Below are 15,333 nucleotides of genomic sequence, written 5' to 3' on the forward strand. Positions count from 1 at the left end.
TCTCGTACGCGAAGGAGCAGCACGCATGACCACGGGCAGGGACACGGCCACGGGCGCCGACACGGGGACGTACGAGGTGCTGCGCGGGCGGCTCGCCGCCCAGGCCGGCGAGCTGGCCCGCGGCGCCGAGGCCCTGAACACGGCCCGCATCGCGGCGTTCGGCTCGGCCGGGGTCGCGCTCGCCGGCTCCGGGCACCTGCGCACGGAGGACGCCCGGATCGCGGCGGACCTGGTGGCCGTCGGCGACCGCCTGCTGTTCGGCTACCGGGGCACCGCCGCGCGGGGCGGCGGGACGTCCGTACGGGACGTGCTGGCGCTGTACGACCGGAACCTGGAGCCGCTGCCCGAGGACGCCGTGCCCGGGCTCCTCGACGACCCCGCGTTCCGGCGGGAGTTCGACGAGCTGCACCGCTACTACCACGGTGCCCGCCTCCAGCGGCTCCGCATGGTCGACGACACCCTTCTCGCCGTCTTCCGGACCGGCGAGCAGGCCGAGGACATCCGCGTCCTGCGCTGGCAGGCCGGCCCGGCCGGCACGGTGCGCTTCCTGGACGGGCGGGGCGAGCGCGACCACGTCTTCCCCGCGGCCCACGACGTGCGGTGGCGGGAGGTGACCCGGGACGACCACGTACCGGGCCGGCACCCGCACGCGGCGGTCGACGGGCGGCTGTACGTCTCCACGGTCGGCGGGGCGCTGAGCATCAGGACGGAGGACGACACGGAGACCGGTGCCGGGCTCGTGCACCGCGAGCCGGTGGACGAGTCCCTCCAGTCCCTCGCGGACGCCGAGATCGCGTACGCGGTCGTCGGGCCGCTGACGCTGCTGCGGGTGCTGCCGTACAAGGAGGAGACGCGGCGCCACCTCGTCTTCAACGCGGTGACCGGGACGGTGGTCCGGCTGGACGGCATCGGGCTGTCCTGCCGCCGGCTCCCGGACGACGGGGGCATCGTCTTCCCGGGCGGCTACTGCCTGGCCGACGGCACGGTCAGGACGTTCGACACGGACACCGCCGGCCTGGAGTTCGACCACTCGGTGGCCTCCCCCAACGGCGAGGACGTGCTGTTCGTCTTCCAGGAGCGGGCGGGGAACCGCCGGCTGCTGCTCCCCTACAGCCTGATCCGGCAGGAGGTCTCGGCGCCGCTGCCGTGCGACGGGCTGGCCCGGTTCGAGGACGGCACGCTGGTGGTGCTGCGGCCGGGGGACGGGCGCGCGGCGCGGTCCCATGCCGTGCAGGAGTGGAGCACGCCCTTCACGTCCGACACCCACGGGGGGTCCGCGGCGGAGGGGCCGCTCGCCCGGATCGGGAACCCGGACCTGGTGCGTGCCGTCGCCGACACCACGGCCGTCGCCCGCCGGGCCGCGGCCGCCGGGGAGACGGACGCCTCCGCGGCGACGCAGGCGCTGTACGAGTCGCTGCTCGCGGACTGCGTCCGCGCCGGCGACCGGTTCCCGTGGCTCGCGGAACTCGCCGACGCGGCGCCGGGCGCGGTGGACCTGCATGCCGCACTGGCGGCCGTACGGGCGACGGCGGAGCAGGTGCTGGCGGAGTTCGAGGCGGTACGGGCGCTCACCGCGCAGGCCGCCGGCGCGCTGGCCGAGGCGGGCCGGACCGTCGCGGGGCTGCTGCGCCGGATCCGCGGGGAGGCGCCGGCCGGGGCGGAGGAGTGGATCGCGCGCATCACCGAGCTGCGCCGGGCGCAGGGGCACCTGGTCACGCTCACCGGGATGCGGTACGCGGACATGGGCGCCGTGGAGGCGCTGGCCGCGGAGGTGGCCTCGGCCATCGGCTCCACCGCCGAGCGCGCCATGGCCTTCCTCCGGCGGGCGGACGCGTTCGACGGCTACGCCGCGGAGGCCCGCCGGCTCGCCGACGCGGCGGAGGCGATCACCACGGCCGCCGAGGCCGAGCCGCTGCGCCGGGAGGTGGAGGGCCGCGTCCTCGGGCTGCAGGAGCTGACCGAGGTCGCCTCGGGGTTGGAGGCGGGCGACCCTGCGGGGCGCGCGGGCGTCCTGGAGCGGATCGGTGAGGTGCTGGGGGCGCTGAACCAGGCCCGGGCCAGGCTGGAGACGCGCAGGCGGGAGCTGCTGCACGAGGAGAGCGGCGCGGAGTTCGCGGCGGAGTTCGCGCTGCTGGGGCAGTTGGCGACGGGTGCGCTGGCCGCGGCCGGCACGCCCGAGGAGTGCGATGCGCAGCTGGCCCGGCTGCTGGTGCAGTGGGAGAACCTGGAGGCCCGCTTCGCCGAGAACGAGGAGTTCACCGCGCGGCTCGCGGAGAAGCGCGCGGAGGTGCAGGACGCGTTCTCCGCACGCCGGCAGAGCCTCCAGGACGCGGGCGCCCGGCGGGCGGAGTCCCTCGCCGCGTCGGCGCAGAGGGTGTTGGAGACGGTGGTCCGCCGGGCCTGCACGCTCGGCGACGACGACGCGGTGAACACCTACTTCAGCTCGGACCCGGTGGTGGCCGGGGTGCGCCGGACCGTGGAGCGGCTGCGGGCGCTCGGCGACTCCGTGCGGGCGGAGGAGCTGACGGGGCGCCTGGCCGCTGCCCGGCAGGAGGCGGGCCGGGCGCTGCGGGATCGCGCCGAGCTGTACGCGGACGGGGGCGGGACGGTTCGGCTGGGCCGGCACCGGTTCGCGGTGACCCGGCAGACCGCCGAGCTGACGCTGGTGCCGTACGGCGACGGCCTGGCGTACGCGCTGACCGGCACCGACTACCGCCGGCCGGTTGCGGATCCGGGATTCGAGGAGAGCCGGCCGTACTGGGACCGGGTGCTGCCGTCGGAGTCGGCGCAGGTGTACCGGGCCGAGTACCTGGCCGCGCGGGTGCTGTCCGGGCACGGCCCGGAGGCGCTGGCCGCCGCCGGGGAAGGGCTCGACGCACTGGTGCGGCGGGCGGCCGAGGAGGCCTACGACGAGGGGTACGAGCGGGGGGTCCACGACCACGACGCCGCCGCCATCCTGCGGGTGCTGCTGCGGCTGCGCCGGGAGGCCGGGCTGCTGCGGCACCCGGCCCGGGAGCGGGCCGCGGCCGCGCTGTTCTGGGCGCACGGGCCGGGCCGCGGGGAGCGGGACGCGCTGGGCCGGCGGGCGGTCTCGCTCGGCCGGGCCCGGGACCTGTTCGGGGCGGCGCCGGCGCTGCGGGAACTCCAGGACGAACTCGCCCGCGCGATCGGGTCGTTCGGGGCGGCAGGGGCGCTCGGGGCCGATCCGGCGCGGGCGGCCGCGTACCTGCTGGAGGAGCTGACCTGCGGGCCCGAGGGTTTCGCCCTGTCGGCGGCGGCCCGGGGGCTGCTGGACGCGTTCCGCCGCAGCGCGGGCGGCGGGGGCGCCGGTGCGGGCGGCGGCGGGGCCGCGCCGTACGACGAGGACCTGGCGGTCCTGTCGGGGCTGGCCGAGCGGCGGCAGCTCGTGGTGGGCTGGCTCGGCGCTTTCGCGGCCGCGACCGGGTACGACGCGGATCCGGGGACGGTGGAGGAGGCGGCCGCCGCCGAGCTGTGCGCGGCGCTGCCCCGCTATCCGGTGGAGGGTGCCACGGCGGCCACCGTGACCGGGCTGCTCGGCACGCACGCCCGGGTGCGGGACCGTGTGCTGCCGCTGCAGCTGGCGGAGTTCCTCACCCGTACAGCAGAGTTCGCGGCCGCGGACGTCCCCGGCTTCCGGGCGCACCAGCGGCAGCGGGCCGGGCTGCTGGCGGCCGAGCGGGAGCGGCTGCGGATCGACGCGTACCGGCCGCGGCCGATGCCGTCGTTCGTCCGCAACCGGCTGATCGACGAGGTGTACCTGCCGCTCGTCGGCGACAGCCTGGCCAAGCAGCTCGGCGCGGCCGGCGACGCGCGGCGCACCGACACGCACGGCCTGCTGCTGCTCCTGTCGCCGCCCGGCTACGGCAAGACGAGCCTGGTGGAGTACGTCGCCCAGCGGCTCGGGCTGCTGCTGGTGAAGGTGGACGGGCCGGCGCTCGGGCCCGCCACCACCTCCCTCGACCCGGAGGCGGCGCCGGACGCGGCGGCCCGGCGGGAGCTGGAGAAGGTGGCGTTCGCGCTGGAGGCCGGCAACAACGTGCTGCTGTACCTGGACGACATCCAGCACACGTCCGCGGAGCTGCTCCAGCAGTTCATCCCGCTGTGCGACGCGACGCGCACGCTGAACGGCCGCGACCTGCGCGGCAAGCGCTTCGCGGTGTGCATGGCCGGGAACCCGTACACGCAGTCCGGGGACCGGTTCCGGATTCCCGACATGCTCGCCAACCGGGCCGACGTGTGGAACCTGGGAGACGTCCTGACCGGGCGGGAGGAGGCCTTCGCGTTCAGCTTCGTCGAGAACGCCCTGACGTCGCATCCGGTGCTGGCGCCGCTCGCCGGGCGGGACCGCGCCGACCTCGCCCTCCTCCTGCGGCTGGCCGAGGGCGATCCGGAGGCGCGCGCGGACCGGCTGTCGCACCCGTACGCCCCGGCGGAGGTGGAGGAGATCACGGCGCTGCTCGGCCATCTGACGGCGGCGCGGGCCACGGTGCTCGCCGTGAACGCCGCGTACATCGCGTCGGCGGCGCAGGACGACGCGGACCGGACGGAGCCGCCGTTCCGGCTCCAGGGCTCGTACCGGAACATGAACCGGATCGCGGCGCGGCTGTCGCCCGCCATGAACGGGGCCGAGGCGGCCGCGGTGGTCGACGACCACTACCGGGCGGAGGCGCAGGCCCTCGCGACGGGCACGGAGGCCAACCTGCTGAAGCTGGCGGCGCTGCGGGGCGCCCTCACACCGGAACAGGCGGCGCGCTGGGCGGAGATCACCGCTCCGTACGGGCGCGGGGGCGCGGGCGGGGGGCGCGGTGGTGCCGGTGGCTGGATTCCGGCGCGGGCGGGGCGGCCTCCGCGGGCCGTCCGGCGGCCGGTGCTCCGGCCGGCGCGGCGGCGCTGACGCCGCTGAGGCCGCTGAGAGGGCGGCGGCGGGCGGCAGGCTTGCGGGCGGTCTCCACTCGGCGGTGCGGGCTGTGGCGGGGCTCTGCCCTCGCCGCCATCGCTGCACGTCAAAGCCCCCCTGGCGACATTCCGACGGTCCCGATAGGGTGTGAAGAACGCGTCAAGGCGCCCTCCCGACCCGAGGGCGGACGCGGGGTGTGCCGGGAAGTCTGGTCGGCGTCCTCGGGCCCGTGTGCCCTGCCGCTGCCGACGCCTGGAGGTTTTCCCCGCAATGACCGCTGCCCCGCCGCCCGAGCGCTCCCCGTTCCTCGGCCTCCTGCCGTGGCCGGAGCGCCGCGCCATCACCGAGGCCCTGCGCACCGAGACCTTCGGCGGGCTCATGCTCCTGGCCGCCGCGGTCATCGCACTCGTCTGGGCCAACAGCCCCCTCGGCGACCTGTACACGCAGGTCCGGGAGTTCCACTTCGGCATACCGGCGCTCGGCCTCGACCTGTCCGTCGGGCACTGGACCGCAGACGGCCTCCTCGCCGTCTTCTTCCTCGTCGCCGGCATCGAGCTCAAGCGGGAACTCGTCGTCGGGGAGCTGCGCACTCCGGCCACCGCCGCGCTGCCGGTCGTCGCCGCCCTGTGCGGCATGGCCGTGCCCGCCGCCCTGTACGCGCTCACCGCGGGCCTCGGCGGCGGGAGCCTCGACGGCTGGGCTGTCCCCATGGCCACCGACATCGCGTTCGCGCTGGCCGTCCTCGCCGTCATCTCCACGCACCTGCCGGCCGCGCTGCGGGCGTTCCTCCTCACCCTGGCCGTGGTCGACGACCTCGGCGCCATCCTCGTCATCGCGATCTTCTTCAGCGACGGGCTGAACTTCTGGGCGCTCGGCGGGGCCTTCGCCGGGCTGGCCGTCTTCTACCTGCTCCAGCGCTTCCGGGTGCGCGGCTGGTGGTGGTACGTCCCGCTCGGGCTCGCGATCTGGGCGCTGATGTACAACAGCGGCGTGCACGCCACCGTCGCGGGCGTCGCCATGGGCCTGATCCTGCGTACCACCGCCGACAAGGGCGAGGACGCCGCCCCCGGGGCGCGGGTGGCGCACCTCGTCCACCCGTTCTCCGCCGGTGTGGCCGTCCCGCTGTTCGCGCTGTTCGCTGCGGGGGTCAGCGTCTCCGGCGATGCCCTCGCCCGGGTCTTCACGACGCCGGAACCGCTCGGCGTCGTGCTGGGCCTCGTCGTCGGCAAGATCCTCGGCGTGTTCGGCGGGACCTACCTCGCCGCCCGCTTCACCCGCGCCCGACTCAACCCCGACCTCAGCTGGGCCGACGTCCTCGGCCTCGCCGTCCTCTCCGGGATCGGCTTCACCGTCTCCCTCCTCATCGGCGAACTGGCCTTCCCCGGCCAGGCCCTCACCGAGCAGATCAAGGCCGCCGTCCTCATCGGCTCCGCGGTCTCCGCCGTCCTCGCCGCGCTGCTGCTGCTGCGCCGCAACACGGTGTACAAGCGGCTGTACGAGGAGGAGATGCTGGACTCCGACGCGGACGGCATCCCGGACATCTACCAGCGCGAAGCCGCTCCGCCCCGGTAGCGGCCGCGGCCGCGGTGCCGCCGCGGGAGCGAGCGAACACAGCGGGGGGACGGGGCGGTCAGACCCGGTCGAGGGGGCGGTGCGGGCCTGCGGGCAGCTCCGCCTCGACCGGGTCGCCGGGGCGGATGACGCCGCCTTCCTTCACGATGCTCATGATCCCGGCTTTGCGGATGACGGTGCCGCACTCGTCGCGGCCGACCACGTGCTTGAGCAGGCCGTCCTGGAAGTCGTCGATCTGCCGGCAGGGGTTGCGGAGGCCGGTGACTTCCAGGACCGCCGAGTCGCCGATGCGCAGGAGCGTGCCGGCCGGGAGGCCGAGCAGGTCGATGCCGCTGGTGGTGATGTTCTCGCCGAGGCTGCCGGGCGACACCTGGAACCCTTCGCCGGCGACCTCGGCGAAGAGCTCTTCGTGGATGAGGTGGACCTGGCGGAGGTTCGGCTGGGTCGGGTCCTGCGCGATGCGTGAGCGGTGCTTGACCGTCACACCGGCGTGGACGTCCCCTTCCACGCCGAGGCCGGTGAGCAGGGTGATGCTGTCCCGGTTCGGCTTGGTGAACGAGTACGTGGCGTTGCTGCTGACCGCTGTCACTCTTCCGCTCATGTCCGGCACTCCCCCTCGTCGGTGACCGTGGCTGCCACGAGCCTAATGCCGGGCCGGGGGTTCCGGCAGGCGGGGCGGGGTCCAGGTGTGGTGACGGAGGATCATGCGGGTCGAGGCGCGGGACGGGGTCAGGCGCATCGCCGTGTTCCGCAGGGCGATTGCCGCGGGATGCGAGAGCTGTTGGCCCAGCTTCCCGGCCTGGCGGGCGGCCCGTGCCACGGCCTGGCTGCGCGGGCGGCGCTCGGCGTCGTAGCGGGTGAGCGCCGCGTCGACGGTGGGGGTGCCGGAGAGTGCGGCGGCCAGTGTGACCGCGTCCTCCAGTGCCTGGCAGGCGCCCTGTCCGAGGTGGGGGGCCATGGCGTGTGCCGCGTCGCCGAGGAGGGCGACCCGTCCGACGGTGTACGAGGGGAGGGGGGTGCGGAGTTCGCCCACGTCGTGGTGGAGGACGGCTTCGGGGCGGGTGGCGTCGAGGAGGGCGGGGATCGGGTCGTGCCAGTCGTGGAAGCGACGGCGCAGTTCGGCCAGGGGGTCGGCGAACCGGGTGGCGGGCGGGAGGCTGAGGACGGCGTGCCATTCGGCGCGCCCGTCCGGGAAGGCGATGTGCCCGAACTCGGTGCCGCGGCCCCAGGTCAGCTCGAAGTCGGTGTGCAGGCCGACGGGGTGGCCGGTGATGGCGCGCAGGACGGTCGAGCCGCTGTGGACGGGGCCGGGGTGGTCGGGGAAGAGGCGGCTGCGGATCCTGCTGCCGATGCCGTCGGCGGCGATCACCAGGTCGGCGTGCAGGGTGGTGCCCCCGCAGTCGACCCGGACCGTGTCGGGGGCGGTCTGTTCGACCGAGGCCGCCTGCATGCCGGTACGGAGTGCCCCGGCGGGCAGGGCGGCGCGCAGCAGGCGGTGCAGGGTGGAGCGGGGGATGCCCATGATCGGCGTACCGACAGCCTTCTCCAGGGCCGGGCCGTCCATCCGGGACAGCCGGCGGCCGCGGGGGGTGCGGGTGCCGCCCGTGTACTGGCCGCGGGAGGCGGCCCGTACCGCCTGGCCGACGCCGATCTCGTCCAGGGCGCGCAGGCCGTTGGCGGCGAGGGAGATGCCGGCGCCCGCGTCCTCCAGGGTGGCCGCGCGTTCGACGACGGTGACGTCCCATCCGATGCGGCGCAGGCCGATCGCGGCGGCGAGCCCGCCGATGCCTCCTCCGACCACCACTGCCGTGCTGCCCACGTCGCGCCCTCCCCGCTTTCTACACCTGTAGAAGGCGAGCCTAGCCGGGCGTCTACAGGTGTAGAAAGGGGGCATGGCTTCCACGGCTTCGGATCGGCGCACTGTTCTTGCGGACTCGGCCATCAACGTGCTCGCCGAGGAGGGGATCCGCGGCCTGACCCACCGCGCCGTCGACCGCAGGGCCGCGATGCCGCCCGGGACGACGTCGGCGTACTTCCGGACCCGGGCCGCCCTGCTCACGGCGCTCGTCACGCGCCTGGTCCAGCTCGACCAGGCGGAACTGCAGGCCACGGCCGAGGAGATGCCGCCGCTGCGCACCGCCGAGGACCTGGTGGGCGGCATGGCGCTGCTGGCCCGGAAGCGGCTCGGCGGCGAGGGCCGCCGCCGCTCGCTCGCGCGGTACGCCTGCGCCGTCGAGAGCGTGCGCGATCCGGAGCTGCGGGCGATCCTCACGCCGCACGACAACGCCGGCCGCGAGGCCGTCCGTCAGTTCCTCGCCGCGCGGGGCGTCGCGGACGTCGAGAACCGCACGCACACGCTGCTGACCTGCCTCGACGGGCTCGTCTTCGACGGACTGGTCAGCGGCGGTGACGTGCGGCGCGAGGCCCTGGAGGGCCTGGTCGCCGCCGCGCTGCGTTAGGGCCTGTATTGAGTTGCCCCGCGGCGTCGCGACGCCCGGCACGCACCCTCGGCGCGCGGGACGCCGCTCCTTGCTCCACGGGACAACTCAATACAGGCCCTACGGCCGGTCTGCCTGGCGGCCGCTCCGGGACGGCGCCGCCCGCCGGTCCGGGGCGGATCCTCCCACCGCACGGAGTCCGAGTGCCGGCATGGCGGCTTCGGAGACGCGCAGCAGCCGCTCGCGGGCCGGAGCGGGTACGCAGAACCCGTTGCCGGCGGCGAAGGAGAGGAAGGTCGCCGGAAGTTCGAGGTGGTAGGCGTCCACGTACCGGGCCAGGTCGGCGCGCCACACGAAGCGGCCGTCGGACAGCAGCGAGGACCCGCCCGGCACCGCGAACCGTGCCAGGCTCCTCCAGGTCAGGCGAAGACGCCGATCAGGAACTGGAGGGTGAACACGGCGACCATGCAGAAGCCGACGGCGGCGAGGAGCCATTGCGCTGCGCCGCGGGGGCTGTCGAAGCGGGTGAAGTAGCCGCCGAGGCCGGCGAGGCCCAGGAGGGCGCCGACCCAGAAGACCGGGCCCTCGTGCCATTTCGCCAGGACGGCTATGGCCGCCAGCAGCAGGGCCAGTGCGGCCAGTTGGCCGCGTGTGGTGACGGTGTGCGCTCTGTCCCCCGAGTGAGTCATGGCCGCATCCTAACCGCGCAGGTCAACCGGGTTGCTCTGGCCTTGGTCCGCTCTTCATTCGGCGTGCTGTTCCCCCGTCGGCGGCGTGGGCGGGGTGTCCGGGCGGGTGGCTGCGCGCTGGGCGCCGAGGAGGTAGCCCGCCTGGAAGCGGCTCTTCACGCCGAGGCGGTCCATGATCTCGGCGATGTGGCGGCGGCAGGTGCGGACGGACATGCCCATGCGGGTGGCGATGGACTGGTCGGTCAGGCCCTCGCTCAGCAGCAGGGTGATGCGCTGCTTCAGCTGTTCGGAGATATCCGCTACATCCTGGTTGTTCCATTCCAGCGGGAACGGTGTGGCACTGACCCACCACAGTTCGAAGGTGCTCAGGATGAAGTGGACCAGGTTCGGCTCGCGGACGATGATCGCGGCGCCCGGGTCGCCCTCCACTCCGATGACAGCGACTTTGCGGTCGAACACGAGCAACCGGACGAACCGGTCGTCGAGCGTCCGCACCTCGGCCCCGCGCTGGGAGACCCGCTCCACGTACTCGCGTGTGCCCTGGCTGAAACGTGCGGTGTGCTGGTAGAGGGTGCGCATACTGACGCCGCGCTCCAGCATCGCCTCGTCCCGGGCGATGGCCTCCTGGAGGACCTCGGCCCTGCGCCCGCCGCCCGGCTGCGAGGTGAGCACCTCCGTCTCGCACCGGGCGGCGAGTTCGGCGATGGCCTCCCTGGTGGCGCCCAGCGCGGCGATGTACTCCACGCCCTCGCGGCCGCCTCCGGGGGCGGGCCGCTCCTCGTAGATGCGGCCGTACTCCTGCAGCTGTCCGCGCAGGGTCTCGACGGCCGCGCGCTGCGCGCGGATGGCGCGCTCCATCGGGGCGATCACGCGCTCGGCGGCGGATTCGGGTTCCACGGCGACGTAGGCGGAGGGCCGCCGGGTGTCCTCGCGCAGCAGGCCGAGGGTGGTCAGTTCCGTGCAGGCCCGCTCGGCTTCGGGCAGGGGGATGCCCAGGTCAGCGGCGACGTCCTCCGAGGTGACGGAGGGCCGGCGCAGGGCGTGGCGGTAGGCGGCGCGCATGGCGTCGGAGGGGTGCCCGGCGCCGGTTGCGTCTGTTTGGTGTGGGTTCACGTAGGTACATCCAGTGCTCATCATGCGGACATGCACGTTGATGATCCACCACTGGCAAAGATTCGGCCGAGATCGTTTGGAAGAGTGGTGGGCGTGCCAGGGGGCGCAGGGGGACTCCGGTGAGGTTTCCCCCCACGAACTGCTGTTAAGGAACGCAATGAGGCACTTCACCACCGTTGTCCGGAACACCTGTGTGCTCGCCGCTGCCGCCGTTCTGCTGGGCGCGGCCGGTGCGACGGCAGCCGGCCTCGCCCAGCCGGCCACCGCGCAGGCGGCCGACGGCGTCTCCGACACCGGCTGGGGTGCTCCGCGCGCCAGGGACCTGGCTGCACGCATCGACACCGGCTGGGGTGCCCCGGGCGCCGAGAACCTGGCAGCACGCATCGACACCGGCTGGGGAGCGCCCGGGCGCGACGCCTGAGGCGGCGCCCGCCCGGCGGGCCCCAGGAAGAGATCAGGAGCAACCATGAGCAACCCCTTCGAGGACGCCGACGGCACCTACCTGGTGCTGGTCAACTCCGAGAACCAGCACTCGCTGTGGCCGTCGTTCGTCACGGTGCCCGAGGGCTGGACCGCGGTCTTCGGGGAAGGCCGGCGCGAGGAGTGCCTGGCCTACATCGAGCAGAACTGGACCGACATGCGGCCCACCAGCCTCGTCGAGGCCATGGAGGGGCCGGCGGCTCGCTGACCCGGCTCCGCCGGATCCCACCACGTCGCCGTATCCGGCTGCGGCGGTCCGCCCGCCCGCCCGGCCCGTCGTCGCCTTCCGGCCGGGCGGGCCGCCGAACGCCCCGCGTCGGTCCGGCCCCCTCCGCACGGTGAGCCGTGCGGAGGGCAGCGCCCGCACCGCGCGCCGCTCGCCCGACCACTGCCCGCCGCCGCCCACCGCTCGCCCGCCCCTCGGGCCGCCGAGCGGCGAACCACCCTTGCCCGGGAGCCCTGCGGGGACCCGGAAGCGGGGGGAGGCTCTTCCGCCTGCCCTCGATCGTCCTTTTTCTGCGCCTTCGCGCCGTGTGCCTATCTCGTCGGGGGAACACCCTTGTCTTCTCACGCTGCCCTCCAGCTTCCGCAGGACCCGCAGGAACGGGTCGTACCGCAGGAATCGCTGCAGAACACCGCGGCCTGGCTGTCGCGGGTGTTCGCGGACACCCTCGGTCTGCCGGAGTTCGCGCCCGACGCCGACTTCTTCGACCACGGCGGGGACTCCATCCTCGCGGCCCGGGCCGTGATGCGGATCCGTGCGGGCGTGACCGGCGGGGTTCCGCTGGCCTGGCTGTTCGAGCAGCGCAGCCCCGCCCGGCTCGCGGCCCTCCTGCAGGGCAGCGTCCGCGTGCACGGCGAGGCGGAGTCCGCCGGCGCCGTCACCGCGGCCGCCGGGGCCCGCCAGGCCGTACGGGGTGCCGCGCGGCCGCTGTCGCACGCCCAGGAGCGCCTGTGGCTGCTGCACCAGCTCGACCCGCAGTCCCCCGCCTACAACGAGCCGATGCTGTACCGGATCGACGGGGACCTCGACGTGGAGGCGCTGCGGGCTGCCCTGCACCACCTGGCCTCCCGCCACGACGTGCTGCGCAGCTCGATGGCGGCGGCGGACGACCGGCCCGTGCAGCAGGCCGCGGAGCCTGCGGCCGTGGACCTGGCCGTCACCGACCTGCGGGACGCCGGGGGCGGCGCGGAGGACGCCGCCCGCGAGCGGATCCTCGCCGACGTGGCCACTCCCTTCGACCTGGCTGCCGGCCCGCTCTTCCGGGCGGCGCTGCTCCGTACCGGGGACCGGGAGGCGTACCTGCTGCTCACCTTCCACCACATCGTCACCGACGGCTGGTCCACCGGCGTGATCCTGGCGGACCTGGGCGCCGGGTACGCGGCGGCCCGCGCGGGCCTGCCCGCGGCGGGCGAGCCCCTGGCCGTGCAGTACGCGGACTTCGCCGCCTGGCAGCGCGACTGGCTCGACGGCGGGACCGGCGAGCGCCAGCTGGCGTTCTGGGAGCGGGAGCTCGCCGGCGCCCCGGAGCTGACGGCGTTCCCCGCCGACCGGCCGCGGCCGGCCGTGCACTCCTACGCCGGCGGCCATGTGCGGTTCACGGTCTCCCCCGAACTGGGCGGCCGCGTGGCGGCGGCGAGCCGGGACCACGGGGTGAGCGTCTACGTGACGATGCTCTCCGCGTTCCTGCTGACGCTGCACAAGTACACCGGCCAGCAGGATCTGGTGATCGGCACCCCGGTCGCCGGACGCCACCACCCGGGCCTCGACGGGCTCGTCGGCTTCTTCGTCAACACGGTGCCGTTCCGGGCCCGCCACCGCGCCGGGGACACCTTCCGCGAGTACGTCCGCGCCGTCGGCCGGACCTGCCTGGAGGTGCTGGACCACCAGGACGTGCCGTTCGAGCAGATCGTGCAGCGGCTGGGCCTCCAGGGCGTCAGCAGCCACTCCCCGCTCGTGCAGACCGTCTTCGCGTACCAGGACGACGAGGCGCAGGACCTGCCCCTGGAGGGGCTGCGGACCGAGGCGGTCCCGGTGGACTGCGCCACCTCGCGCTTCGACACGACCCTGTTCGTGACGCGGCGGCCCGGCGGGTCCTTCGACTGCGACCTGGAGTTCAGCACCGACCTGTACGACCGGGCGACCGCCGAGCGGCTCGTGGAGCACTTCCTCGGGCTGCTCGGGCAGGTCCTGGACGCCCCGGACGGCCGTCTCGCCTCGTTCCGGCTGTGCACGCCGGCCGAGCTGGCGCAGTTGGACGCCTGGAACGCGACAGCCGCGGAGTTCCCGGCCGACCGCTGCCTGCACGCGCTGGTCGAGGACCAGGCCGACGCCACTCCGGACGCCGAGGCCGTCGTCTTCGGGAACCAGCGGCTGACGTACGCCGAGCTGGACGGCCGCGCCAACCGGCTGGCCCGCCACCTCGTCAACCTGGGCGTCCGCCCGGACGACGTCGTGGGCCTGTGCATGGACCGCTCCCCCGAGCTGGTGGTGGGCCTGCTGGCGATCCTCAAGGCGGGCGCCGGGTACCTGCCGCTCGACCCGGAGGCCCCGCGCAACCGGCTGACGCAGATCTCGGCCGACGCGCGGGCCGGGGTCTGCCTCACGCTCGGCCGCCAGGCCGACTCCGCGCCCGAGGTGGCGCACGTCGTGCGGGTCGACGCCGACTGGGCGGGGATCGCGGGGCTTCCGGGCGGCCGGCCCGAGGTGGCGGTGCACCCGCGGAACCTGGTGTCCGTCTACTACACCTCCGGCTCGACCGGCGCCCCGAAGGGCGTCGCCAGCACCCACGAGGGCTGGGTCAACCGGATGGTGTGGATGCAGAAGCAGCACGCGCTGCGGCCCGGCGAGACGGTGCTCCACAAGACGACGCTGACCTTCGACGACTCGGCTCTGGAGCTGTTCTGGCCGCTCATGTACGGCGGTCGGATCGCGCTGATCGAGCCGGGTCTGCACCGTGACCCGCAGGCGGTGCTGGAGGCGGCCAAGCGCTACCGGACGGTGCTGCTGCAGACCGTGCCGAGCATGCTGAACCTGCTGATGGAGGCCGTCACCCCGCAGGACCGGATCGCGCTCGGGGCGCTGCGCAACACGGTGTCCAGCGGTGAGGCGCTCACCCCGGCGGCGGTGCGCCGGTTCGCCGAGACGATGCCGGGCGCGCTGCACAACACGTGGGGGGCGACGGAGGTGTCCATCGACTCCACCATCCGCACCTGCGGGGCGGCGGACGCGGAGGACAGCGGCGCGGTGAGCGTCGGGGCGCCGTTCGACAACAACACGGTGCACGTGCTGGACGCCGCCTTCAACGAGCTGCCCGTCGGCGTCACCGGGGACCTGTACATCGGCGGCCGCGGCCTGGCCCGCGGCTACCTGAACGACCCGGTGAAGACGGCGCAGGCGTTCGTCGCGAGCCCCTTCGGCGCCGGGGAGCGGCTGTACCGCACGGGGGACCAGGGGTACCTGCGGGCGGACGGCTCGATCAAGTTCGTCGGCCGCAACGACCACCAGATCAAGATCCGCGGAATGCGGGTGGAGCTGGGCGAGATCGAGTCGGTGCTCCGCGACCACGAGCTGGTCCGGGATGCCGTGGTCGTGGCCTCGCGGACGGGGGCCGGCTACCGGCTCGCCGGGTACGTGACGCCGCTCGACCCGGCCGCGGCGCCCGACACCGAGGCGCTGCGCCGGCATCTGGCGGCCTGGCTGCCCGAGCACATGCGGCCGCCGTTCCTGCTGGTGATGGACCGGCTGCCGCTCAACGCCAACGGCAAGATCGACCGGCACCGGCTGCCCGACCCGGTGCAGGCGGCCGGAGGCGGCGCGGGCGGGCGGGCGCCGCTGGAGGGGCCCGTGCAGCGGGCCGTCGCCGAGATCTGGTGCGAGGTGCTGGAGCTCGATGCGGTGGGCCCGGACGACAACTTCTTCGACCTGGGCGGCCACTCGCTGATCGCCTCCAAGGTGACCGGCCGGCTCCGTTCCCGCTTCGGGCTGGAGCTGCCGCTGCGGACGGTGTTCGCCGCGCCGGGCCTGCGGGACTTCGCCGACGAGGTGGACCAGCACCTCAGGTCGCGGATCAGCGGGATGAGCGTGGACGAGATGCAGGCACTGCTGGCGCTGCTGCGCTGA

Annotated in this window: 11 protein-coding genes; 6 read left to right on the forward strand and 5 right to left on the reverse strand. The window is 74.6% G+C overall.

The annotated features are described in order from the left end of the window. Nucleotides 1-25: 25 nt before the first annotated feature. Both MUK52_RS31420 and nhaA read left to right on the forward strand, forming a co-directional pair. Nucleotides 26-4,915, forward strand: a complete 4,890-nt coding sequence (locus MUK52_RS31420) for a DNA repair ATPase (RefSeq protein WP_284581848.1) — start codon at nt 26-28, stop codon at nt 4,913-4,915. 273 nt (nt 4,916-5,188) lie between these two features. Further along, nucleotides 5,189-6,490, forward strand: coding sequence for a Na+/H+ antiporter NhaA (gene nhaA, locus MUK52_RS31425; protein ID WP_114059211.1), 1,302 nt, complete (start codon nt 5,189-5,191; stop codon nt 6,488-6,490). A gap of 58 nt (nt 6,491-6,548) precedes the next feature. On the opposite strand, the gene MUK52_RS31430 is transcribed toward nhaA, so the two are convergent. Both MUK52_RS31430 and MUK52_RS31435 read right to left on the reverse strand, forming a co-directional pair. After that, nucleotides 6,549-7,091, reverse strand: coding sequence for an MOSC domain-containing protein (locus MUK52_RS31430; RefSeq protein ID WP_284581849.1), 543 nt, complete (start codon nt 7,089-7,091; stop codon nt 6,549-6,551). A 42-nt stretch (nt 7,092-7,133) separates the two neighbouring features. Then, nucleotides 7,134-8,309 (reverse strand): FAD-dependent monooxygenase, encoded by a 1,176-nt coding sequence (locus tag MUK52_RS31435; protein WP_284581850.1) that lies wholly within the window; start codon nt 8,307-8,309, stop codon nt 7,134-7,136. A gap of 73 nt (nt 8,310-8,382) precedes the next feature. Between MUK52_RS31435 and MUK52_RS31440 the strand changes: the two genes are divergently transcribed. Further along, nucleotides 8,383-8,949, forward strand: a complete 567-nt coding sequence (locus MUK52_RS31440; RefSeq protein ID WP_284581851.1) for a TetR/AcrR family transcriptional regulator — start codon at nt 8,383-8,385, stop codon at nt 8,947-8,949. A gap of 99 nt (nt 8,950-9,048) precedes the next feature. Here the strand turns inward: MUK52_RS31440 and MUK52_RS31445 are convergent, their stop codons facing one another. Genes MUK52_RS31445 through MUK52_RS31455 form a run of 3 tightly spaced genes read right to left on the reverse strand, consistent with a single transcriptional unit; the run spans nt 9,049 to nt 10,730 of the window. Further along, nucleotides 9,049-9,321 (reverse strand): hypothetical protein, encoded by a 273-nt coding sequence (locus MUK52_RS31445; RefSeq protein WP_284581852.1) that lies wholly within the window; start codon nt 9,319-9,321, stop codon nt 9,049-9,051. Between the two features lie 26 nt (nt 9,322-9,347). Then, nucleotides 9,348-9,617, reverse strand: a complete 270-nt coding sequence (locus tag MUK52_RS31450; protein ID WP_284581853.1) for a hypothetical protein — start codon at nt 9,615-9,617, stop codon at nt 9,348-9,350. Nucleotides 9,618-9,671: 54 nt separating this feature from the next. Beyond that, nucleotides 9,672-10,730 (reverse strand): LuxR C-terminal-related transcriptional regulator, encoded by a 1,059-nt coding sequence (locus MUK52_RS31455; protein ID WP_284581854.1) that lies wholly within the window; start codon nt 10,728-10,730, stop codon nt 9,672-9,674. A 157-nt stretch (nt 10,731-10,887) separates the two neighbouring features. Here MUK52_RS31455 and MUK52_RS31460 point away from each other — a divergent pair, with 157 nt between their 5' ends. The 3 genes from MUK52_RS31460 (at nt 10,888) to MUK52_RS31470 (ending at nt 15,333) form a co-directional block, all read left to right on the forward strand. After that, the gene (locus MUK52_RS31460; RefSeq protein WP_284581855.1) at nt 10,888-11,151 is read left to right on the forward strand and encodes a hypothetical protein; all 264 of its coding nucleotides are present in this window, start codon (nt 10,888-10,890) and stop codon (nt 11,149-11,151) included. Between the two features lie 45 nt (nt 11,152-11,196). Further along, nucleotides 11,197-11,418, forward strand: coding sequence for an MbtH family protein (locus tag MUK52_RS31465; RefSeq protein ID WP_114059217.1), 222 nt, complete (start codon nt 11,197-11,199; stop codon nt 11,416-11,418). 351 nt (nt 11,419-11,769) lie between these two features. Beyond that, nucleotides 11,770-15,333, forward strand: coding sequence for a non-ribosomal peptide synthetase (locus tag MUK52_RS31470; RefSeq protein WP_284581856.1), 3,564 nt, complete (start codon nt 11,770-11,772; stop codon nt 15,331-15,333).

It is taken from the genome of Streptomyces sp. 2P-4 (genome assembly GCF_030167965.1).
Lineage (GTDB): Bacteria > Actinomycetota > Actinomycetes > Streptomycetales > Streptomycetaceae > Streptomyces > Streptomyces globosus_A.